The 19,727-nt window shown below is 75.3% G+C and carries 17 protein-coding genes, 1 pseudogene and 1 CRISPR repeat array (1 of these 19 only partly in view); of the genes and pseudogenes, 9 read left to right on the plus strand and 9 right to left on the minus strand.

All coding sequences use genetic code 11. The features are described from left to right. Nucleotides 1–1,333: direct repeats of the CRISPR family, unit length 29 nt; unit sequence CTCCTCCCCGCGCCAGCGGGGGTCAGCCG; it begins 1,148 nt to the left of the window's first position. Between the two features lie 112 nt (nucleotides 1,334–1,445). The 3 genes from ACFVVA_RS01170 to ACFVVA_RS01180 form a co-directional block, all read right to left on the minus strand. Beyond that, entirely contained in the window at nucleotides 1,446–3,233 is a 1,788-nt protein-coding gene (locus ACFVVA_RS01170) for a glycoside hydrolase family 3 protein (RefSeq protein ID WP_387684463.1), read from the minus strand. Further along, nucleotides 3,230–4,048 (minus strand): tyrosine-protein phosphatase, encoded by an 819-nt coding sequence (locus tag ACFVVA_RS01175; RefSeq protein WP_387684465.1) that lies wholly within the window; start codon nucleotides 4,046–4,048, stop codon nucleotides 3,230–3,232. The genes ACFVVA_RS01170 and ACFVVA_RS01175 overlap by 4 nt, the downstream gene beginning before the upstream one ends. Nucleotides 4,049–4,222: 174 nt before the next feature. Further along, nucleotides 4,223–4,834 (minus strand): TetR family transcriptional regulator, encoded by a 612-nt coding sequence (locus ACFVVA_RS01180; protein WP_387684467.1) that lies wholly within the window; start codon nucleotides 4,832–4,834, stop codon nucleotides 4,223–4,225. Nucleotides 4,835–5,146: 312 nt separating this feature from the next. Here ACFVVA_RS01180 and ACFVVA_RS01185 point away from each other — a divergent pair, with 312 nt between their 5' ends. From ACFVVA_RS01185 to ACFVVA_RS01225, 9 genes and pseudogenes are all read left to right on the plus strand, one after another. Next, nucleotides 5,147–6,712, plus strand: a complete 1,566-nt coding sequence (locus ACFVVA_RS01185; RefSeq protein WP_387684469.1) for an ABC transporter substrate-binding protein — start codon at nucleotides 5,147–5,149, stop codon at nucleotides 6,710–6,712. After that, complete coding sequence (locus ACFVVA_RS01190; RefSeq protein WP_387684471.1) at nucleotides 6,709–7,677, plus strand: ABC transporter permease; 969 nt, start codon at nucleotides 6,709–6,711, stop codon at nucleotides 7,675–7,677. The genes ACFVVA_RS01185 and ACFVVA_RS01190 overlap by 4 nt, the downstream gene beginning before the upstream one ends. Next, complete coding sequence (locus ACFVVA_RS01195) at nucleotides 7,664–8,647, plus strand: ABC transporter permease (protein WP_387684473.1); 984 nt, start codon at nucleotides 7,664–7,666, stop codon at nucleotides 8,645–8,647. The genes ACFVVA_RS01190 and ACFVVA_RS01195 overlap by 14 nt, the downstream gene beginning before the upstream one ends. After that, the gene (locus ACFVVA_RS01200) at nucleotides 8,644–9,666 is read left to right on the plus strand and encodes an ABC transporter ATP-binding protein (protein ID WP_387684475.1); all 1,023 of its coding nucleotides are present in this window, start codon (nucleotides 8,644–8,646) and stop codon (nucleotides 9,664–9,666) included. The genes ACFVVA_RS01195 and ACFVVA_RS01200 overlap by 4 nt, the downstream gene beginning before the upstream one ends. Beyond that, complete coding sequence (locus tag ACFVVA_RS01205) at nucleotides 9,663–10,709, plus strand: ABC transporter ATP-binding protein (protein WP_387684477.1); 1,047 nt, start codon at nucleotides 9,663–9,665, stop codon at nucleotides 10,707–10,709. Before ACFVVA_RS01200 ends, ACFVVA_RS01205 begins: the two co-directional genes overlap by 4 nt. Nucleotides 10,710–10,993: 284 nt before the next feature. Beyond that, nucleotides 10,994–12,049 (plus strand): NAD-dependent epimerase/dehydratase family protein, encoded by a 1,056-nt coding sequence (locus ACFVVA_RS01210; protein ID WP_387684479.1) that lies wholly within the window; start codon nucleotides 10,994–10,996, stop codon nucleotides 12,047–12,049. Nucleotides 12,050–12,180: 131 nt separating this feature from the next. Then, nucleotides 12,181–12,903: pseudogene (locus ACFVVA_RS01215) on the plus strand (glycosyltransferase family 2 protein); the annotation flags it as partial. 99 nt (nucleotides 12,904–13,002) lie between these two features. Further along, nucleotides 13,003–13,530: a DUF2064 domain-containing protein gene (locus ACFVVA_RS01220; RefSeq protein ID WP_387684791.1), complete on the plus strand. Its 528-nt coding sequence runs from the start codon at nucleotides 13,003–13,005 to the stop codon at nucleotides 13,528–13,530. Next, nucleotides 13,527–14,201 carry an SAM-dependent methyltransferase gene (locus tag ACFVVA_RS01225; RefSeq protein ID WP_359903868.1) on the plus strand — a complete coding sequence of 225 codons (675 nt, stop codon included), beginning with the start codon at nucleotides 13,527–13,529 and terminating at the stop codon, nucleotides 14,199–14,201. Before ACFVVA_RS01220 ends, ACFVVA_RS01225 begins: the two co-directional genes overlap by 4 nt. Nucleotides 14,202–14,268: 67 nt before the next feature. Here the strand turns inward: ACFVVA_RS01225 and ACFVVA_RS01230 are convergent, their stop codons facing one another. The 6 genes from ACFVVA_RS01230 to ACFVVA_RS01255 form a co-directional block, all read right to left on the minus strand. Next, nucleotides 14,269–15,636 (minus strand): hypothetical protein, encoded by a 1,368-nt coding sequence (locus ACFVVA_RS01230; RefSeq protein WP_387684481.1) that lies wholly within the window; start codon nucleotides 15,634–15,636, stop codon nucleotides 14,269–14,271. A 64-nt stretch (nucleotides 15,637–15,700) separates the two neighbouring features. Beyond that, nucleotides 15,701–16,555 carry an S-methyl-5'-thioadenosine phosphorylase gene (locus ACFVVA_RS01235; protein WP_387684483.1) on the minus strand — a complete coding sequence of 285 codons (855 nt, stop codon included), beginning with the start codon at nucleotides 16,553–16,555 and terminating at the stop codon, nucleotides 15,701–15,703. 122 nt (nucleotides 16,556–16,677) lie between these two features. Next, nucleotides 16,678–17,166, minus strand: coding sequence for a hypothetical protein (locus ACFVVA_RS01240; protein WP_387684485.1), 489 nt, complete (start codon nucleotides 17,164–17,166; stop codon nucleotides 16,678–16,680). Continuing rightward, nucleotides 17,163–18,380, minus strand: coding sequence for a molybdopterin-dependent oxidoreductase (locus ACFVVA_RS01245; protein WP_387684793.1), 1,218 nt, complete (start codon nucleotides 18,378–18,380; stop codon nucleotides 17,163–17,165). Before ACFVVA_RS01245 ends, ACFVVA_RS01240 begins: the two co-directional genes overlap by 4 nt. A gap of 478 nt (nucleotides 18,381–18,858) precedes the next feature. Beyond that, nucleotides 18,859–19,371, minus strand: coding sequence for a GNAT family N-acetyltransferase (locus tag ACFVVA_RS01250; RefSeq protein WP_387684487.1), 513 nt, complete (start codon nucleotides 19,369–19,371; stop codon nucleotides 18,859–18,861). 148 nt (nucleotides 19,372–19,519) lie between these two features. Then, nucleotides 19,520–19,723 (minus strand): MbtH family NRPS accessory protein, encoded by a 204-nt coding sequence (locus tag ACFVVA_RS01255; RefSeq protein ID WP_316528801.1) that lies wholly within the window; start codon nucleotides 19,721–19,723, stop codon nucleotides 19,520–19,522. Between the last annotated feature and the right edge of the window lie 4 nt (nucleotides 19,724–19,727).

Raw genomic sequence — 19,727 nt, forward strand, 5'->3', positions numbered from 1 at the left:
GCCAGCATCGCCGTGCGGGAACTCTCCTCCCCGCGCCAGCGGGGGTCAGCCGTGCCAACAGCGCTTCCGAGCCTCTGACCTCGTCTCCTCCCCGCGCCAGCGGGGGTCAGCCGCTTGGCCGTTTCCTCAAGGACGACGTCGTCCCCTCCTCCCCGCGCCAGCGGGGGTCAGCCGGCCGCGCCGATGCCCTCGCGGCCCTTCTTCACCTCCTCCCCGCGCCAGCGGGGGTCAGCCGTTGCCGGAGGTCAGGACCGCGTTCAGCTTCCGCTCCTCCCCGCGCCAGCGGGGGTCAGCCGGCAGCGCCGGAGCCCGCGGACCGGGATCAGCTCTCCTCCCCGCGCCAGCGGGGGTCAGCCGACGCCGAGCGCGGAGACAGGCGCCCGACAGCACTCCTCCCCGCGCCAGCGGGGGTCAGCCGTTGCTCATGGGGGTCTCCTTGGTCAGCGGAAGCTCCTCCCCGCGCCAGCGGGGGTCAGCCGGACGACACCGCGACCGCGATCGTCCACCAGGCCTCCTCCCCGCGCCAGCGGGGGTCAGCCGCCCAGCACCCGCACGGAAACCCCGGACTTCGCCTCCTCCCCGCGCCAGCGGGGGTCAGCCGTGACCTCTTCGTGAGGCCTGTTCGGCGTGCCCCTCCTCCCCGCGCCAGCGGGGGTCAGCCGGCCTACTTCAATACCGGCATCGGGCAGGCCCACTCCTCCCCGCGCCAGCGGGGGTCAGCCGGCCTACTTCAATACCGGCATCGGGCAGGCCCACTCCTCCCCGCGCCAGCGGGGATCAGCCGGAGCTCGAGGGCTCCCTGCAGGCACTGATGATCTCCTCCCCGCGTCAGCGGGGGTCAGCCGGAGGCAGGCCAGGCCAGCGGCACGATCCTGCTCTCCTCCCCGCGCCAGCGGGGGTCAGCCGGACGAAGTCGGACCCGCGGTCAAGGACGTGGCCTCCTCCCCGCGCCAGCGGGGGTCAGCCGAGGTTCTCGGCGAGGGACGGTTCGCCGGGGTTCTCCTCCCCGCGCCAGCGGGGGTCAGCCGGGCACCAGCCGGCAGGCTGATGCAGAGGTGGGCTCCTCCCCGCGCCAGCGAGGGTCAGCCGGATGTCGAGCAGGCCTGTGCCGGATTGGTCCGCTCCTCCCCGCGCCAACGGGGGTCAGCCGTCGTCGCCGCGGACCGGGGTGATCAGGGGGATCTCCTCCCCGCGCCAGCGGGGGTCAGCCGCGGGATTCCCGCCCGCTCCCCCCGCCGGCCGCCTCCTCCCCGCGCCAGCGGGGGTCAGCCATCGACGCGGACTCCTCGACGTTCAGCAGGTACCTCCTCCCCGCGCCGGCGGGGGTCAGCCGGTGACGTAGTCCTTCCCGCTGTCAGTCAGGTGCCGGACCCCGGCCCTGGCACGGACGTGGGGCCCGCGCCGGGGAGGGCCCGCCCCGGGGGCGCTCCCCGGGGCGGGGTGGGTCAGCTTCCGGCCGGGGCGCGGTGGCCGTGGCGGAAGAGCGGGGCGCGGGTGTCGAAGGGGACGTCCTCGCGGGAGGCGGCGACGGCGGCGTCGGAGGCGGGCAGGTCGAACGGGAGGGTCGCGGTCATCGGGGCGCGGCCCAGGGCGGCGTCCAGGACGACCTCGTCCGCGGCGCCGAACTCCCCGATCAGCAGGGCCGCGTGCGGGGCGAGCGGGGTGAGGACGGCGGGCCGTTCCAGCTGGGCGGCGAGGACCGTGGGGACGGCGGCGGCCAGGGCGGCGAGCCGCTCGACCTCGGCCGGCTCGAACTCCAGCGAACCGCTGTGGAAATGCTGTTCGAGCATGCCCTCGCGCCGCTCGTACGGGGTGGCGAGGCGGACGACGGCGAGGTCGGCCTGCTCGGGGTGCTCGACCGGGGTGCCGTACCCGGCGGCGACCCGCGGGTCGATGCCCTCGACGTAGAGCCGGGTGGCGGCGGTGGCGGTACGCGGCTCGCCGGCCAGGTGGACCACGGAGCGGCGCTGGAGCTCGCGGCCGAGCGCCCGGCCCTCCGGCGTGCCGACCAGTTCGGCTGCCGCCTCCACGTCGACGTACGGGTCGTCGAAGAGGCCGAGGCGGAACTTGTCGCGCAGGATGCGGCGGGCCGACTCGTCGAGCCGGGCCTCGGTGACGGCGCCGGAGCGGACGGCGGCCAGGATCAGCTCCGGGTCGGTCTCGCCGCCGAGCTGGTCGGCGCCCGCGTCGAGGGTGAGCACGACCTGCTCGGCGACGGACAGCTCCTCGACGCCCCAGTGCCGCGGCGGCAGGGTGACCACGCCGGGGACGCTCATGCCCGTGATGGCGTTGAAGTCGGTGCAGACCACGCCGTCGAAGCCGTAGCGCCCGCGCAGCAGGCCGGTGATGACGTCCCGGTTGAAGTTGGCGCCGACCTCGGCGAGCCCGCTGCCGGAGGGGATCGCGTAGGCGGGCATGATCTGCGCGGTGCCCGCGGCGAAGGCCGCCTCGAAGGGGCGCAGGTGGGTCTCCAACTCGCCGCCGGGATAGACCAGTCGGCGCCCCGCGGCGAAGTGCGAGTCCTCGCCGCCGGCCTGCGGGCCGCCGCCGGGGAAGTGCTTGGTCATGCAGGCGACGCTGTCCGGGCCGACCCGCTCGCCCTGGAGGCCCTCGATGTAGGCGGTGATCATGCGCGAGGCGCGCTCCGGGTCCTCCCCGAAGGTGCCGCTGATCCGGGCCCAGCGGGGCTCGGTGGCGAGGTCGGCCATCGGGTGGATGGCGACCCGGATGCCGACGGCGCACAGCTCGCGGCGGATCAGGTCGGCGTAGCGGCGCACCAGTTCGGGGTCGTCGGTGGCGGCGAGGCCGATCGGCTCGGGGCCGGTGCTGAAGCCGCCGCCGGTGTGGGCGGTGGCCGGGTTGGCGGTGAAGCCGTGCCGGGGGTCGGAGGAGAGGGTGACGGGGATGCCCAGCCGGGCGGCCGCGGCGAGGTCCTGGACGTGGTTGTTCCACGCGGCCATCGCGCGCGGGTCGGGGACGGCCATCATGGCGAAGTGGGTGAGGCCGCGTTCGGTGATCAGGTCGGCGCCGGAGGGGAACGGCGGGTGCTCGCCGGGGAGCATCCGGCCGTGCAGCATCAGCGCGGCCTTCTCCTCCACGGTCATCCGGCTGAGGAGGTCCTCGACCCGCTCCTCGACGGGCAGCCGCGGGTCCTCGTAGGGCTCCATGGTGCCGTTGTGGTTGAGGTCGCGGAAGGGCGTGCCGTCGGTGTGGTGCAGCAGGGTCGTCGTCATGCCGTCACCCCGGCGGCGTTCGACACGGCGGTACGGGCGGCGGCGTCGCTACCGGCGGTGGTCGCGGTACCGGCGGCGGCCTCGGTACGGGCGGCGGCCTTGGCGTGGAAGGCGTCCAGGGTTTCCGCGGTGACCCCGCAGGCGGTCAGGAAGGCGGCGGCGCCGCCGTGCTTGGTGCGGACCAGGTCGAGGAAGGCGCTCATCGCCCCGGCGGGCGCCTCCAGCAGCGGGGCGGGGACGACCAGTCGGCCGGCCTCGACCTCGTTGAGGGCGGCGCGGTTGCGGTCGGCGAGGCCGGCCCAGATCTGCTGGATCGCCTCGTTGGTGCGGGCGTAGTCGGCGACGATCTCCTCGGCGGGCACCCCGAGCAGTTCCAGCAGCAGCGCGGTGAGCAGCCCGGTGCGGTCCTTGCCGGCGGCGCAGTGCACCAGCACCCCGCCGGGGCGGGCGGTGGCCTCGACGGCGGCGGCCAGGGCCTGCGGCGCGGACTCGGCCATCAGCAGGTAGAAGGCGCCGAGGTCCTCGGCGGTGGTCATGGTCCGCATGGCCTGGGCCAGTTCGTCGTTGGTGGGCTCGATCCGGGCGGCGACGACGGCGACACCGGCGGCCTCGGCGGCGGCCCAGTCCTCGGGGCTGCTCTCGGCCTCGCCCCGGAGGTCGACGACGGTGGTGACGCCGTGCTCGCGCAGCTGGGCGACGATGTCCGCGTCGGCGGCGGGGAAGGGCTGGGCGGAGCGGAACACGGCGCCGGGACGGATCCAGCGGCTCGCGGGGTCGGCGAGCACGGCGGGGTCGCGGAAGTTGACCAGGGACATGCGGGGGCCTTTCGGGATGTGCGAAGGGTCTTGCGAGGGGTGTGGCGAAGGTGCGCGGCGGGGCCACGCGAGGGGTGAAGAGAGCTTGCGGAGGGGGGAGTTGGGCGTGCGGTGCCGTCCGGGCGGCCGGTGGCACGCCCGGGGACGGGAACAGGAACGGTGACGGGGCTCGGGTCAGCCCGCCGCGGCGAGCACGTCCCGGTAGGCCCTGACCCAGTCGGCCAGCGTGCCGCTCTCCTGGCCGATCAGGATGTGGCGCCGCACCATGCCGCCGAACATCGCGCCGAACGCGGTCGGGCGCAGATCGGTCTCCGGATCGGTGCCCGGGTCGGTGCCGAGCCGCTCGGCGGCGATGGTGACGGCGTGTTCGATGAAGGCGTCGATGACGACCAGGGCGTAGTTGTGGACGGAGTGCACGTCGAGCAGGCCCCTGCGCAGCCGCCGGCGGCGCTCGGTGTGCTCGACGGGCTCCTCCAGCCGTCCGCCGGTGACGGTCAGCGCGTGTTCGAGCGCGGCCCAGAGCGGGAGTTCGGCGGGGGCCGCGGCGAAGGCGTCGAGGACGACGTGGCCGAAGTCCCAGCCGAACAGCAGGGCTTCCTTGGCCGGGTAGTAGCGGAAGAAAGTGCGGTGGGCGACGTCGGCGCGGCGGCAGATCTGGTCCACGGTGGTGCGTTCGTAGCCCTGCTCCTCGAAGAGGTCGAGCGCCGCGGAGCGGATGCTGTCGCGGGTGCGCGCCTTCTTGCGGTCGCGCATGCCCGGCTCCGCCGCGGTGTCCGTCCCCTGCATCGTTCTTCCGCTCCTGTTCGGTGAGTTGGGTGTCCGAGCCGGTCCGAGTCGGTCTGTTCCGGTCCCGGGCGAGTGCCCGAGTCGGCCCGGGCGAGTGCCCGGTCCGGGTGTCGGTGGGGCCGCCGAGGGGGCGGCTGTCAGTACCGAATCACGTCCGACCGTGCTCGCTCAAGGCGGGAGCCGACTCTTCCGGGTTTCGTCATCCGAAGTTTGCACAACTGCCTTTTGGCAGTACTGCCACTTCCGAAATGGTGTGGACGTCGGCGGCCGCACTCCCCCTGGCCGCCCCCGCACCCCCCGAACCGAGGAACCATGAAGCGGCACACCCACCTCCTGGTAGCCGCGGCCTGCACGGCCGCGGTCACGCTCACCGCCTGCTCCGCCTCCGACGACGCCCTGTCCGGCACCGGCACCGGCACCGCCGCCGGGAACACCGGCGCGGCGGCCGACGGGCCGGCCGTGGACGGCGGCAAGCTCAAGATCGGCCTGGACCGGCCGTTCGCCAAGCTCGACCCGGCCGACGGAACGCTGATCCAGATGCCGATGATGGTCCTCGCCAACGCCCTGTACGACCCGCTGATGGTCAACGGCGACAACGGCACCGTCCAGCCGTACCTCGCCAAGTCCTTCACCCCCAACGCGGACGCCACGGTCTGGACCCTCGACCTGCGCGAGGGCGTGACGTTCAGCGACGGCAGGCCGCTCGACGCCCAGGCCGTCGCCGACCACGTCACCCGGCTCGCCAAGCCGGAGAGCAAGTGCGCCTGCGCCCTCGACGCGGCCGCCATCGGCTCCACCGCCGTCACCGGCCCGACCTCCGTCGCCTTCACTCTCAAGGCGCCCGACGCCGCCTTCCCGAACCTGTTCACCCGCTCGCTCGGCTACGTCTCCGAGGCGCCGTCCGGCGACTCCCCCGCCGTCGGCTCCGGCCCGTACACGGTCGAGAGCGTGCAGCCCGGAGTCTCCGTCACCCTGGCCCGCAATCCCGCGTACTGGGGTGCCAAGGGCCACGCCGACAAGCTCGTCTACCGGGTGCTGCCCGACGCCGACAGCCGCTACCAGTCGCTGCGCTCCGGCGACACCGACCTGATCTGGACCGAGACGCCCAGCCAGCTCAAGCAGGCCGCCGCCGACGGGCTGCGCACCGCCACCGGGCCCGGCTCCACCAGCACCGTGCTGTTCAACACCAAGGCCGCGCCCTTCGACGACGTCCGGGTCCGCCGGGCGGTGCAGTACGCGATCGACCGCGAGGCCCTGGAAAAGGTCGTCTTCCTCGGTCAGGGCTCCGTCGCGGACGGCCCGATCGGCTCCCGCTCCCCGTACCGCACCGCCGCCGGGTACCCGGCCCACGACCCGGCCAGGTCCCGTGCCCTGCTGGCCGAGGCCGGCCACCCCGACCTCGCCTTCGAGTACCTCGTCGACAGCCGCCCCGAGGCCCAGCAGCGCGCCACCGTGCTCCAGCAGATGCTCGGCGAGGCCGGGATCAGGATGACCGTCAAGCCGCTCGACAACGCGGGCCTGGGCACCGCGATGCTCCAGCGCAAGTTCCAGGTGATGGACTTCATCACCAGCATGTTCGGCGACACCGACACCGCGCTCAGCAGCCTCTACCTGCCGAACTCGCCGTACAACTTCATGAGTTGGTCGGACCCCGAGGCCCAGAGGGCGATCACCGAGGGCCGCGCCTCGACCGACCCGGCCAAGCGCTCGGCCGCCTACGGCCAGGCCGCCGCGCGGGTCGGCGGCGAGGCGCCGATGGTCTTCCTCACCGAGAACACCGTCGGCTTCCTCGGCACCGCCAGGGTCGGCGGACTGCCCGACCTGTCCAGGCGCACCGTCCTCAACGTCTCCCCCGCCACCCTGTGGGTGAAGCGGTGACCCCCCGCGCCCGGACCGCCCTGCGGTACGGCGGGCAGCTCGGCCGCGCCGCGGCCGTCCTGCTGCTGGTCACCGTCGGCGCGCTCGCCCTGCCCCACCTGATGCCCGGCTCCCCCGCCGTCGCCGCCCTCGGCCCCACCGCCACCCCCGAGCAGATCTCCGCCTACGAGGCCGGGCTCGGACTGGACCGCAACGTGCTCGCCGCCACCTGGCAGTGGATCGGCGACGCCCTGCACGGCGACCTCGGCCACTCGCTGTCCACCGGAGCGGCCGTCACCGGCGAACTCGCCGACCGCATCCCCGTCACCCTCGAACTCTTCCTCGCCGCCCAGCTGGTGGCGCTCTGCCTGGCCGTGCCCGTCGCCCTGCTCTCCGCCTGGCGGCCCGGCGGCACCTTCGACAGGCTCGCCACCACCGCCACCTTCGGCTGGCTCGCCGTCCCCGGCTTCGCCCTCGGCCTACTGCTCATCTGGATCGCCGCCGTCCAGCTGCGCGTCCTGCCCGCCACCGGCTGGACCCCGTTCACCGAGAACCCGGCCGAGAACCTGCGCCACCTGGTGCTGCCCGCCCTCACCCTCGGCCTCACCGAGGCCGCCGTGTTCACCCGCACCCTGCGCGGACAGCTGCTCGACACCCTCGACCAGCCGTACATCGCCGCCGCCCGCAGCCGCGGCATGGGCACCACCCGGCTGCTGCTGCGCCGCGCCCTGCGGCCGTCCAGCCTGCCGCTGGTGACGCTGATCGGGATCGGCATCGGGACCTCGCTGGGCGGCTCGGTGCTGGTCGAGTCGCTGTTCGCGGTGCCCGGGGTCGGCGGCCTGGTCTCCGGGGCCATCGCCGGCCGGGACTTCCCGGTCGTCCAGGCCGTGGTGGTGGTCAGCGCCGTCGCCGTGGTCGCGGCCACCTTCGCGGTCGACCTGCTGTACCGCACGATCGACCCGAGGATCGCCCATGAGCACCGCTGAGACCACCACCGCGACCGCCGAGAGCGCCGCCGGGTCCGTCAAGACCGTTGGGAACGAAGCCGGGACCGCAGGGAGCACCGACACCGCCGGGACCCCCACCGCCCGCCGCCGCCCGCCGGCCGGCGTGCTCGCCGCCGCGGCCTGGCTGGCCGTGGTCGCCCTCGCCGCCCTGCTGCTGCCCCTGCTGCCCGGCTTCGACCCGCTGCACGGCGACTTCGCCCACCCCTCCGCCGCCCCCGGCCCCGGCCACTGGCTGGGCACCGACGGCTCCGGGCGGGACATCCTGCAGCGCACCGTCGCCGGCGCCCGCGCCTCCTTCACCGTCGCCGCCCTGACCGTCCTGGTCGGGCTGCTCGGCGGCGGCGCGCTCGGCCTCGCCGCCGGCTGGTTCCGCGGCCCGGTCGACAAGGCCATCGGCTTCGCGACCGACCTGCTGATGTCCGTGCCCAGCCTGATCCTGGTGATGATCGTGGTCTCGATGCGCGGCCCCGGCCTCACCGTCATCGGCGGCCTGATCGGGCTGTTCACCGTCCCGCACTTCACCCGGGTGGTGCGCGCCGTCGTGCTCTCGCTCGCCGAGCGCGGCTTCGTCCAGGCCGCCCGCATGATCGGCACCGCCCCGCTGCGCATCCTGCGCCGCGAGATCGTCCCGCACGTCCTGCCGATCGCGCTCACCTTCGCCTTCACCGCCACCACCGTCGCCATCGTCGCCGAGGGCTCGCTCAGCTTCCTCGGCTTCGGGCTGCGCCCGCCGGAGCCCTCCTGGGGCGGCATCATCGCCGAGGGCCGCACCACCCTCGGCAGCGCGCCGTGGATCTCGCTGGCGCCCGCGGCGGTGCTCTGCCTGACCGTCCTCGCCCTCAACTACCTCGGGGAGCACCTGCGTTCGGGCGCTCCCGCCGCAGCCAGGCCCGCCGTCGCGAAGCCCACCGCTGCGAAGCCCACCGCCACGAAGGGAGCGCGCGGATGACCTCCGCCCCCGTCCTCGACGTCCGCTCGCTGGACACCGTCCTGCACACCCCCGACGGGCGGGCCCTGCACGTCCTGCACGGCGTCAGCCTCGCCATCGCGGCCGGCGAGTGCCTCGGCGTGGTCGGCGAGTCCGGCTCCGGCAAGTCCGTGCTCGCCCGCACCGTCCTCGGCGTCGAGTCGCGCACCACCAGGGCCGTCGCCACCGGCGAGATCCGGCTGAACGGCGAGGACCTGCTCGCCGCCACCCCCGCCCGGCGCGCCGAACTGCTCGGCACCGGCATCGCCATGGTCCACCAGGATCCGATGACCTCGCTCAACCCGGTCGTCCGGATCGCCGACCAGGTCACCGAGTCGATCACCAACCGGCGCCGCCTGTCCCGGCGCGAACGGCTGCGCACCGCCGCCGAGTTGCTCGCCGCCGTCGACGTCCCCGACCCCGCCCGGCGGGCCCGCGCCCACCCGCACGAACTCTCCGGCGGCCTGCGCCAGCGCGTCGGCATCGCCGCCGCCCTGGCCGGCGAACCCGCCCTGCTGCTCGCCGACGAACCCACCACCGCCCTCGACGTCACCGTCCAGCGCACCGTCCTCGACCTGCTCGACCAGCACCGGGTCGACCGGGGCCTGGCCACCCTGCTGATCACCCACGACATCGGCCTGCTGTACGGGCGGGCCCGCCGCATCGCCGTCATGTACGGCGGCCGGATCGTCGAGACCGGCCCCACCGAAGCCGTCACCCGGCACCCCCGGCACCCCTACACGGCGGCGCTGCTGCGCTCCGTCCCGCGCGTCACCGGCCCGCTGCGCCGCACCCTGCCCGCCATCCCCGGCTCACCGCCCGACCTCACCCGGCCCATCCCCGGCTGCCCCTTCGCCCCGCGCTGCGAGCGGGCGGCCGAACTCTGCACCACGACCGCGCCACCCACCCGCACGGCGGCGGACGGACACACCGCCGACTGCCACTTCCCGCTCACCGCGGCCGACAGCACCGCTCCCGAGGAACTGGAGTCCGCGGCATGACCACCGCACCCGACACCGCCGCACCCGGCACCGCCGGCGCCGGAACTGCCGCCGCCGGAACCACCGACGCCGGTACGGCCGTCCTGGAGGCCACCGGCCTCGGCGTCGTCCACCGCACCCGCTCCGGCCCGCTGCACGCCGTCAGCGGCGTCGACCTGGCCCTGTACCCGCGCCGCACCCTCGCCCTGGTCGGCGAGTCCGGCTCCGGCAAGAGCAGCATCGCCAAGGCCCTGCTGCGGCTGCCCCCGCCCACCACCGGCACCGTCACCCTCGACGGCACCGACCTCGCCACGCTCTCCCCGGGGGCCCTGCGGGCGGTCCGGCCCCGCCTCCAGATGGTCTTCCAGGACCCGCTCTCCTCCCTCAACCCGCGCCGCCGGGTCCGCGACCTCGTCGCCGAACCCCTCGACGCCCACCCCGACCCGGCCCGCGACCGCGACCGCGACCGCGAGGAGATCGTCACCCGGCAGCTGGAGGCCGTCGGCCTGCCGCCCGCCCTGTTCGGCGACCGCCGGCCCCACCAGCTCTCCGGCGGACAGGCCCAGCGGGTCGCCATCGCCCGGGCGCTGGCCGCCGGGCCGCGCGTCCTGATCGCCGACGAGGCGGTCTCCGCCCTCGACGTCTCGGCCCAGGCCACCGTGCTCAACCTGCTGCGCGACCTCACCGAGGAGCGCGGACTGGCCGGCCTCTTCATCTCCCACGACCTCGGCGTGGTCCGGGCGGTGAGCGACGAGGTGGCCGTGCTCCAGCTCGGCCGGATCTGCGAGCGCGGCCCCACCGAGGCCGTCCTCGCCGCCCCGGCCCACCCCTACACCGCCGCCCTGCTCGCCGCCGTCCCCGAACCCGGCCGCCCGCTGCGCGACACCGGCCTGCTCCCCGCCGACCCGCCCTCCCCGCTCGCCCCGCCCAGCGGCTGCCGCTTCCGCACCCGCTGCCCACTGGCGGACAGCCGCTGCGCCACCGAGGAGCCCCGGCCCCGGGAGGTGGCGCCCGGCCGTACGGTGGCCTGCCACCGCCCGCTGGTCGGCGCCGCGGAGGCCTGACCGGCCGGGGCCGTCCCGGTGCCCGATCGGGCGGCGGACGGGACCGGGTCGCCGGTGAACAGGGCGCGGTGCTTGCACCCGGCCGACCCGCCCGCGACGCCGAACGGCTGACGGGTGGCGAGCGCGCGGCGGCGGCGCTCCCCCGGAGTCGTCGCAGCCCGCACGGAAGCACCGGCCCCGGTCGGCCGCCCGACAACGGCGGCGCGGCCGAACCCCCGACCGGGGCATGACGCGACCGCCGCCTTCGGCCGTTCCGCGGTCGGGGCCCGGTAGCGTCACCGGTCATGAGGATTCTGGTCACCGGCGGCGCCGGGTTCATCGGTGCGGCGGTCGTCCGGGGCCTGGTGGCGGCGGGCCACGAGGTCCGTGTCCTGGACGCGCTGCTTCCCGCCGTCCATCCCTCGGGGATGCCGCCCGAGCTGCCCGCGGCGGTGGACTTCCGGCACGGGGACGTGCGGGACCGGGCGACGGTGGAACGGGCGCTGGCCGGAGTGGACGCGGTCTGCCACCAGGCGGCCATGGTCGGCCTGGGGACGGACCTCGACGACGCGCCCGCCTACGCGGGCTGCAACGATCTGGGAACGGCGGTGCTGCTCGCCGCGATGGCGCACTCGGGCGTGCGCGGCCTCGTCCTCGCCGGGTCCATGGTCGTCTACGGCGAGGGCCGCTACCGCTGCCGGCTGCACGGGGACGTCGCACCCGGTCCACGGCGCCCGGACGAACTGGACGCCGGCCGGTTCGAGCCGCCGTGCCCGCGCTGCGGTGCCGAACTCCTGCCCTGCCTGGTGACGGAGGACGCACCGACGGACCCGCGCAGCGTGTACGCGGCGACGAAGCTCGCCCAGGAGCACCTGGTCTCCGCCTGGACCCGCGCCTGTGCGGGCCGTGCCCTGACCCTGCGTTACCACAATGTCTACGGCCCCGGGATGCCGCGGGACACTCCGTACGCCGGGGTGGCGTCGCTCTTCCGCTCGGCCCTGGCCCGGGGCGAATCGCCCAGGGTGTTCGAGGACGGCGGGCAGCGCCGGGACTTCGTCCACGTGGCGGACGTCGCCGCCGCGAACCTCTCCGCGCTGGCGGCGCTCGGCGACCGCCCGCCGGGCAGTACCCGGGCCTACAACGTGGGCAGCGGCGAGGTCCGTACGGTCGGGGAGATGGCACGGGCGCTGGCCGCCGCCCACGGTGGACCGACGCCGGTGGTGACCGGCGAGTACCGGCTCGGCGACGTCCGCCACATCACCGCGGACTCCGCCCGGATCCGGGCGGAACTCACGTGGCGGGCCCGGGTCTCCTTCGCCGACGGGATGCTGGAGTTCGCCGCCGCGCCGCAGCGGGCGTGAGAACGGCGCGCGACGTCAGCCGTGCGCGGGTGCCGCCGGATCCCGTCCGATCCCCCGGACGGGTCGAGCCTCGCCGACGTCGTACCTCCGCAAGGCGCGGTTCGGCCTCGGCGGGCCGGGCTGCGGTTAGCGTGACCGGCGTGACTTCTCCCCTCCTTCCCGTCCCCGTCGCCGATGTCGTCCTTCCCTGTCTGGACGAGTCCGCGGCCCTGCCGTGGGTGCTCGGCCGTGTCCCGGACGGCTGGCGCGCGATCGTCGTCGACAACGGTTCGCGCGACGGCTCGGCGGAGTTGGCCCGGTCGCTGGGCGCCACTGTCGTCGAGGAGCCCCGGCGCGGTTTCGGCGCCGCCTGCCACGCCGGCCTGCTCGCCGCGACCGCCGGACTGGTCTGCTTCATGGACTGCGACGGTTCGCTCGATCCGGCCCAACTGCCCCGCGTCGCCGCTCCCGTGGCGGCCGGCACGGCGGACCTCGTGCTCGGCCGCCGCCGTCCCGCGACCGCCGGCGCCTGGCCGGTGCACGCCCGGCTCGCCAACACCGTCCTCGCCCGCCGGCTGCGCGCCCTCACCGGGGCACCGCTGCACGACCTCGGACCGATGAGGGCCGCCCGGCGGGAGCGGCTGATCGCCCTCGGGCTGGGCGACCGCCGCTCCGGCTATCCCCTCGAAATGGTGCTCGCCGCCTCGGCGGCCGGGATGCGGATCACCGAGACCGACGTCGACTACCTGCCGCGCTCCGGCCGCTCCAAGGTCACCGGGACCGTGCGCGGCACCCGTCAGGCCGTACGCGACATGCGGGCCGTGCTGGCCGCACCGCCGCCCACCCTGCTGGTCATCGCCAAGGCGCCGGTTCCGGGCCGGGTGAAGACACGTCTCACCCCGCCGTGCAGTCCGGGGCAGGCGGCGGTGCTGGCCCGGGCCGCCCTCGTCGACACCCTCGCCGCTCTCGACCGGATGCCGGCCGGCCGGCGGCTGCTCGTCCTCGACGGGGACGCCGGTCCGTGGCTGCCGCCCGGTTGGGACGTCGTCCCGCAGTGCGGCGGCGGTCTCGACGAGCGGCTCGCGGCGGCCTTCGCCCACGCTGCCCGGCGAGCTCCGGGATCACCCGCCCTGCTGGTCGGCATGGACACCCCGCAGCTGGACCCGGCCGTCCTCGCCGAGTCGCTCTCCCCGGCCCACCGCGCCGGTGCGGACGCCTGGTACGGCCCGGCGGCCGACGGCGGCTTCTGGGCCCTCGGCCTGGCCCACCCCACCGAGCGGCTGGCCCGACGCCTGCTCCGGGGGGTGCCGATGTCCACCTCCCGCACCGGCGCCGCCCTGCTCGACCGCCTCGCGGCCGAGCGCCTGACGGTCCGCCACCTCCCGGTGATGACCGACGTGGACACCATCCAGGACGCCCGCCGCGTCGCGGCCGAAGCGCCGCACACCGGGTTCGCCGCGCACCTGCGCACGATCGACACCGCCCCGGAGTTCGCCGGATGACCGCCCCGGCCGCCGCCTGGATCGACGACCCGTTCGCCGAGGCCGTACGCGCCGGACGCGGCCCCCTGTGGCTGCGTCAGGAGGACGGCTCGCGCATCGCACTCGACGTCGAACGGTGGTGCGCCCCCGCCGCCGGAGGCGACCACAGCCTGCTGCGGCGCTGCGTGGGCCTGGCCGCCCCGGTGGTGGACCTGGGCTGCGGACCCGGCCGGCTCGTGGCCGCCCTGCTGGCCCTCGGCGTCCCGGCCCTGGGAGTCGACGTCACCGGGGCGGCGGTGGAACGGACCCGCCACCTCGGAGGCCCCGCCCTGTGCCGGTCCGTGTTCGACCGGCTGCCCGCCGAGGGCCGCTGGGGCGGTGCGCTGCTCGCGGACGGCAACCTCGGCATCGGCGGCGACCCGGCCGTGCTGCTGCGCCGCGGCGCCGAACTCCTGGCACCGGACGGCGTCCTGCTGGTCGAGGTCGAGCCGTGGGAGCTCGACGAACGGATCACCGTACGGGTCGAGGGTTCCGACGGCCGCCTCGGTCCGGCATTCGCCTGGGCACGATGCGGCGCCGGGGCGGTCACCCGGCGGGCCCGCCGGGCCGGGCTCGTCGAGACCGAACGCTGGACCTCCCACGGACGGCGGTTCCTCGCCCTCCGCAAGTCCTCCGCCGGCACACTCGTGTGACGGGGCGCGTCGCCCCGCCTCCTCCGAGTCCGCGGTGCGCCACGCGCCTCGGAACGTCGGCGGCCGGTCAGGCCTTCGTCGTACCCGGCGCCGGACCGCGCGCCGGCCGCGGCGGTACGGCGCGGGACAGCCCACGCGCCGTCGGCACCGCGAGCACACAGGCCAGCGCGACCGCGTACGAGGACCGCTGGGCGTCCGCCCCGCCGACGAGGTAGAGCGCCTGTCCGGCCGCCGGAACGGCCAGCCACTCCCACCGCCCGTCGAGCGCGACCAGGGCCACCACCAGCAGGCCGTACCAGGGGTAACTCGGCGCGACGACCAGCAGCGCCGTTCCGGTCACCAGCAGGGCGCCGCGCCACGGTCGGCCGGGATCGCCGCGCAGCAGCACCCACAGGGCCACCACCGCCAGCACCAGCGCGGCCGCCCACGGGGCCCACCGGTCGGCGACGACGATCCGCAGGAGGCCGAACCGGTCGAGGTGCCCCTGCTCGTACCCCTCCTCCCGCAGGTATCCGGGCAGGTACCCCAGCACACCGGGCCCGGAGGCGACGAGGTAGGGCAGATAGACCGCCACGAACGTCCCGAGGGCCACTGCGAGCAGCAGCACGTCGGACCTGGTCGGACGCCGGGCCAGCAGCCCGGAGAGCGCTCCGGGCAGGGCGAGCGCCGGCAGCAGCTTGGTCGCGACCGCCGCGCCGAGCAGGGCGCCGCCGGCACCGGCCCGGCGACGGGCGGAGAAGCCCAGTCCGGCCACCATCAGGAGTGCGCCGAGGGTGTCGACGTGCGCGTCGTTGACCGCCCACACCGTCACTCCGGGGCACCAGCCCCACAGCGCGGCGCGTCGGCTGCCCCGCCGTGCCGCCAGCAGTGCGCCGGTGGTGGCCACGGCCAGCACGGCCCCCGCGGCCTGCACACCGCGGACGCCGCCACCGAACGGGTGCACGGCGAGGAACCACGCCTCCGCGACCGGCGGGTAGATGGTGTGCACGGCGGGCCGGTTGATCCGGGTGCAGTCGCCGTCCGCGGTCCGCCGCTCGTCCCACCCCGCACAGCCGTCACCCACCGGGAACAGGCCCGGATCGCGCAATCGGGCCAGCGCCGGGTCGTCCGGGGTGCGCGCGTAGGGCGAGGTGCCGGCCGCCTGGACGCGGCCGTCCCACACGTACCGGTAGGCGTCGTCGCTGGTGCGCGGTGGCGCCAACAGCCCGACGGCGGCGACGGCGACGCTCCCGGCCAGGACGAGCGGCACCACATGACGGTCGCCCACCCCGCGGAGCAGGACGAGCGCGAGGGTGAACAGCGCCGCGTCGAGGACGTACCAGCCGTACAGCGGCGCCCGGTCGGCGAGCGTCCCACCGCCGGTCACGGTCAGTGCCAGGGCAGCCGTCAGTGCGGCGAGGGCGAGGACACACGGCAGGAGGCGTCGGGTGAGCACGGGCCCACCCCGCCACCGTGGTGCCCCGTCACCGAGGACCGACAGCGCCGCCGCTGCGGCCCGGTCAGGCTCCGGGGACACCCGGAAGACCGGTGGTGAGGCCGTCCAGGGCGTGCGAGCAGACGCAGTCCCGGTCGACGGGCAGCAGTTCGATCGCCTTGAACAGCACCGTGCGCAGCCGGTCGACATTGCCCGCGAAGACCTTCAGCACCTCGGCCTGGGTGACGCCCTCGCCTGCCACAACGCCCGCGTCGTGATCGGTGACGAGCGCCAACGTGCTGTAGCAGAGCGCCAGTTCACGCGCCAGCGCGGCCTCCGGGTGCCCGGTCATGCCGACCACCGACCAGCCGTTCGCGGAGAACCAGCGGGACTCGGCGCGGGTCGAGAAGCGCGGCCCCTCGATCACCACCAGGGTGCCGCCGTCCACCGGCCCCCAGGCCGCCGCGGCGGCGGCGTCCAGGGCCGCCCGCCGCCCCGCCGGGCAGTACGGGTCGGCCATCGGCACGTGCACCACCTCGGGGACGGAGCCGTCCGGCAGCGGCTGCCCGTCGTAGAAGGTCTGCACCCGGCCCGAGGTCCGGTCCACGAACTGGTCCGGCACCAGCAGCGTGCCGGGCCCGTACTCCGGCCGCAGCCCGCCCACCGCGCACGGCGCGAACACCTGCCGCACCCCCAGCGCGTGCAGCGCCCAGAGATTGGCCCGGTAGTCGATCCGGTGCGGCGGCAGCCTGTGCCCGCGCCCGTGCCGGGGCAGGAAGGCGACCCGGCGACCGGCCGCCTCGCCCAGGAACAGCGCGTCGCTCGGCGGCCCGTACGGCGTGTCGACCCGCACCTCGGTCACCTCGTCCAGCAGCGCGTACAAGCCCGAGCCGCCGATCACACCGACCTCGGCCCGCGGCGCGTCCCCACGTACTGTCATGTGTTCCACCTCTCTCTCGGCGAGACCGTTCCGGCCACTGCTCGAACCAGCGGGCCTCGGGTCTCGACATCCGGTCCTACGGTTCACGAACCCCGCACCGCCGGTACGGGTCGGCCCGCCGCTCACCCGGGCGCGGACCGTCGGGATCGCCCGGCACGGCGCAGCTTGAGCGCGAGGGCGCCGGCCGCCGCGCCGAACAGGACTCCGCTGACGGCGAGCCACCGGCCGAGGTAGACCTCCTCCGACAGCCCGGTGGCCCCCGGGTACGGCTCGGACAGGTTCAGGACGAGGGGGAACCAGACGAGCAGCAGAAGGCCGGACAGGACGACCGGCACCCGCAGGTAGTTGATCCACTCGACGGTCGGAGTCCGCTCGTGGCGGTGGCGCAGGACGGACCGGGCGGAGAGGTCGGCGAGCGAGTAGAGCGGCAGCAGGACCAGGTCGTGGGCGAGGGCCCCGCCGACGAACCAGACCACCACCGCGAGGGCCCGGTCGGACACCAGCCGCTCGGCGGCGTAACCGGCGAGCGCGAACGAGGCGAGAAGCACGAGCAGGTGCATCGGCCCTGCGCCGTACCAGCGGGTGAGGCGGGCGGGTCGGGCCACGGTCACGCCCTGAAGGTGAGTCGGCCGACCCACTTGGTGTTGTTCACACCGGGGTTGGCGGGGACGATGATCCGGGCCGGGAAGCCGTGGTCGAGCGACAGGTCGACTCCGTTGACGTGCAGGGCCAGGAGGGACCGGGGGTCGCGGATCTGGTTGCCCCGCAGCAGCACCGAGGTGAAGGGACCGGGTGGCTGAACCGACTCCACCAGCACCTCGGCCGCACCGGACAGGCCGGCCAGGGCCGCCAGGTCGGCCAGCCGCAGTCCGCTCCACAGCTGGTCCTCGGTGGACCAGCCCTCCACGCAGGCGATCGGCAGCCGGGCCGACCGCTGCGGCATGGCCAGCAGCTGCTCGCGGGTGAGGACCAACGGCTCCGCGGCGCCGTGCAGTTCGAGGCGCCATCCGGGCCCGACGAGCTGCGGGGTGATCCCGACGGCGGCGGCGGTCTTGTTGATCTGGAAGCCGTTCGGGCCCTGCTCGGGGGCCCGGTTGTGCGGCGCCAGGAGCGCGGTCTCGCGGAGGCTGCCGCCCAGGCTCTGCCCGGCCGTCACCGCGAACAGGACGAGCGAGCCGCCTCCCACCAGGGCGAGCGCACCGCGCCGGGAGGTCGTCGGCGCGGCCGGCGAGGCCGCCACCAGGCCCCCGCCGTCGGAGGGTTCCGGCCTGGTCGCCGCAAGCCCGGTCCGCAGCTCCGCCAGCAGTGGACGCGACCGCAGGGCACGGCTCGCGCTGCCCAGCTTGAGGACCACGTGGACGGCGAAGGCGGCGATGAACACCCACGCACCGTAGAAGTGCAGCGGGTAGAAGGATCCCGGAAAGACGTAGTGCAGCTGGATGTTGAGGATCCCGGTCACGAACTCGAACACGGCACCGCCGACGAGCATCAGCAGCGACAGCCGCTCCAGCGCGTTCGCGGCGCTGCGGACGGGCGGCCAGGTGAAGAGCTTCGGGATCACCGACCACAGCTTGGCCAGCAGCACCGGAACCAGCACGACGCCGAGCGTCACGTGCACGCCCTGGGTGAGCCGGTACAGCCAGGACGGATCGGTGGGCCAGTCGAAGAGGTAGAAACCCAGCAGCCCCTTCTCCGGGGTCTGGTCGTTGAGCCGGCCCAGGCCGGGGTTGTACGCGGCATAGGACAGCGCCCCGGTCACGAACAGCACCGGGATCCCGGCGAGCAGGACGAACCCGAACACGGAGGTGAGCCACGGCCCGCGGATCGGGCTGCGCCAGAACGCCCGGCGGAACGGGCCGGGCGGAGGGGGCGTCCGACCGGCCCGGGCGGCGAGGGCCGCGCCGGCCGAGGCGAGGGACCGGCCGGCGGTTCGGGCCGCCCCGCGCAGCCTCCTGGCACCGCGCCCGGGCAGATCCCGCACCCTGGTGCCGCCCCGGCCCCGCGCGGGGTCCTCCCCGGGCGATCCGCCCCCCTGTCGGGCCCCGACCACCCGTCACCTCCAGCTCCGGAACCGTCCGTGAACGGGCGGGCCCACCGGCCTCCCGCGGTGAGGAGCGACGGCGACCGGGCCCGGCCTGGGCCGCCGGAACGAGAGCCGCACCGTCGGAACCCCGCCCGACAGCAAACCAGCAGCGCACGGACTTCACCGCAAGGCCGGACAGGCGGGGCGGCAACATCACCCGTGCGGAGGTATCCCGTCCCTGCCGCGGTCCCGGGTACCGAGCCGGCGGGGGCGGCCGGGGTCAGGCCTCGTCGGCGGTGGAGATGGCCAGCAGCTTCGTCACCGAGCCGTCGTCGCCGACGACGTCGCGCAGGTGCCGGAAGCCGATCCGCCGGCTCATCGTCAGGCTCGGGGTGTTCTCGGCGCCGACCAGGCCGTAGACCTCCTTGAGCCCCAGCTCGTCACCGGCGTAGCGGATCAGGCCGCGCACCGCCTCGGCGCCCAGGCCCCGGCCCCAGAATTCCGGGGCGAGCGCGGTGACCAGCTCGTGGCCGTCGACGTTCCCGGCGCGCTTGACCTCGGCGTGGCCCGCATACGCCCCGTCCAGCCAGAGGCCCCAGACGTCGAAGAGGTTCTGCGGGTAGACGTCGGTCAGGATCGCGCGGAAGAGCGTTCGGATGTCCGGCTCGGGCACGAGGTCCTGGCCCATCCAGCGGCACACGTCCGCGTTGCGCAGCAGGGAGACGAAGGCGTCCTCGTCCTCGGTCCGGTAGGGGATGAAGTCCAGGTGCTCGGTGCGCAGCGGAGGGGTCATGGTGCTCTCCTCGGGTCGTGGTGGTGCGGCGGCTCGGTGGTGCGGTCGTGCAGCGGTGAAGTGGTGGGGTGGTGGGGTGGTGGGGTGGTGGGGTGGCCGGGACGGGGCCGGTCGGCGTGGGCGCGACCGGCTGCCCGTCCCGCGGCGGTCAGGCTCCGGCGTTCTCCATGCGCTCGCGCAGGCTCTTCGGGCGCATGTCGGTCCAGACCTCGTCGACGTAGGCGGTGCACTCGGCCTCGGTGCCCTCGGTGCCGACGGGCTGCCAGCCGGCCGGTACGTCGAGGTCGGCGGGCCAGAGGGAGTACTGCTCCTCGTCGTTGCGCAGCACCTGGTAGCGGGTGTTCTCGTCCATGTCG

Origin of the sequence: Kitasatospora sp. NPDC058048, assembly GCF_042885555.1 — a bacterium.
Classification (GTDB): domain Bacteria; phylum Actinomycetota; class Actinomycetes; order Streptomycetales; family Streptomycetaceae; genus Kitasatospora; species Kitasatospora lactacystinica.

Bases quoted from the DNA above. Each gene is read 5' to 3' on its own strand.
- ACFVVA_RS01170 (WP_387684463.1), bottom strand. From the start codon at position 3,233: ATGACGACGACCCTGCTGCACCACACCGACGGCACGCCCTTCCGCGAC.
- ACFVVA_RS01175 (WP_387684465.1), bottom strand. From the start codon at position 4,048: ATGTCCCTGGTCAACTTCCGCGACCCCGCCGTGCTCGCCGACCCCGCG.
- ACFVVA_RS01180 (WP_387684467.1), bottom strand. From the start codon at position 4,834: ATGCAGGGGACGGACACCGCGGCGGAGCCGGGCATGCGCGACCGCAAG.
- ACFVVA_RS01185 (WP_387684469.1), top strand. From the start codon at position 5,147: ATGAAGCGGCACACCCACCTCCTGGTAGCCGCGGCCTGCACGGCCGCG.
- ACFVVA_RS01195 (WP_387684473.1), top strand. From the start codon at position 7,664: ATGAGCACCGCTGAGACCACCACCGCGACCGCCGAGAGCGCCGCCGGG.
- ACFVVA_RS01200 (WP_387684475.1), top strand. From the start codon at position 8,644: ATGACCTCCGCCCCCGTCCTCGACGTCCGCTCGCTGGACACCGTCCTG.
- ACFVVA_RS01205 (WP_387684477.1), top strand. From the start codon at position 9,663: ATGACCACCGCACCCGACACCGCCGCACCCGGCACCGCCGGCGCCGGA.
- ACFVVA_RS01210 (WP_387684479.1), top strand. From the start codon at position 10,994: ATGAGGATTCTGGTCACCGGCGGCGCCGGGTTCATCGGTGCGGCGGTC.
- ACFVVA_RS01220 (WP_387684791.1), top strand. From the start codon at position 13,003: ATGCCGGCCGGCCGGCGGCTGCTCGTCCTCGACGGGGACGCCGGTCCG.
- ACFVVA_RS01225 (WP_359903868.1), top strand. From the start codon at position 13,527: ATGACCGCCCCGGCCGCCGCCTGGATCGACGACCCGTTCGCCGAGGCC.
- ACFVVA_RS01235 (WP_387684483.1), bottom strand. From the start codon at position 16,555: ATGACAGTACGTGGGGACGCGCCGCGGGCCGAGGTCGGTGTGATCGGC.
- ACFVVA_RS01250 (WP_387684487.1), bottom strand. From the start codon at position 19,371: ATGACCCCTCCGCTGCGCACCGAGCACCTGGACTTCATCCCCTACCGG.
- ACFVVA_RS01255 (WP_316528801.1), bottom strand. From the start codon at position 19,723: ATGGACGAGAACACCCGCTACCAGGTGCTGCGCAACGACGAGGAGCAG.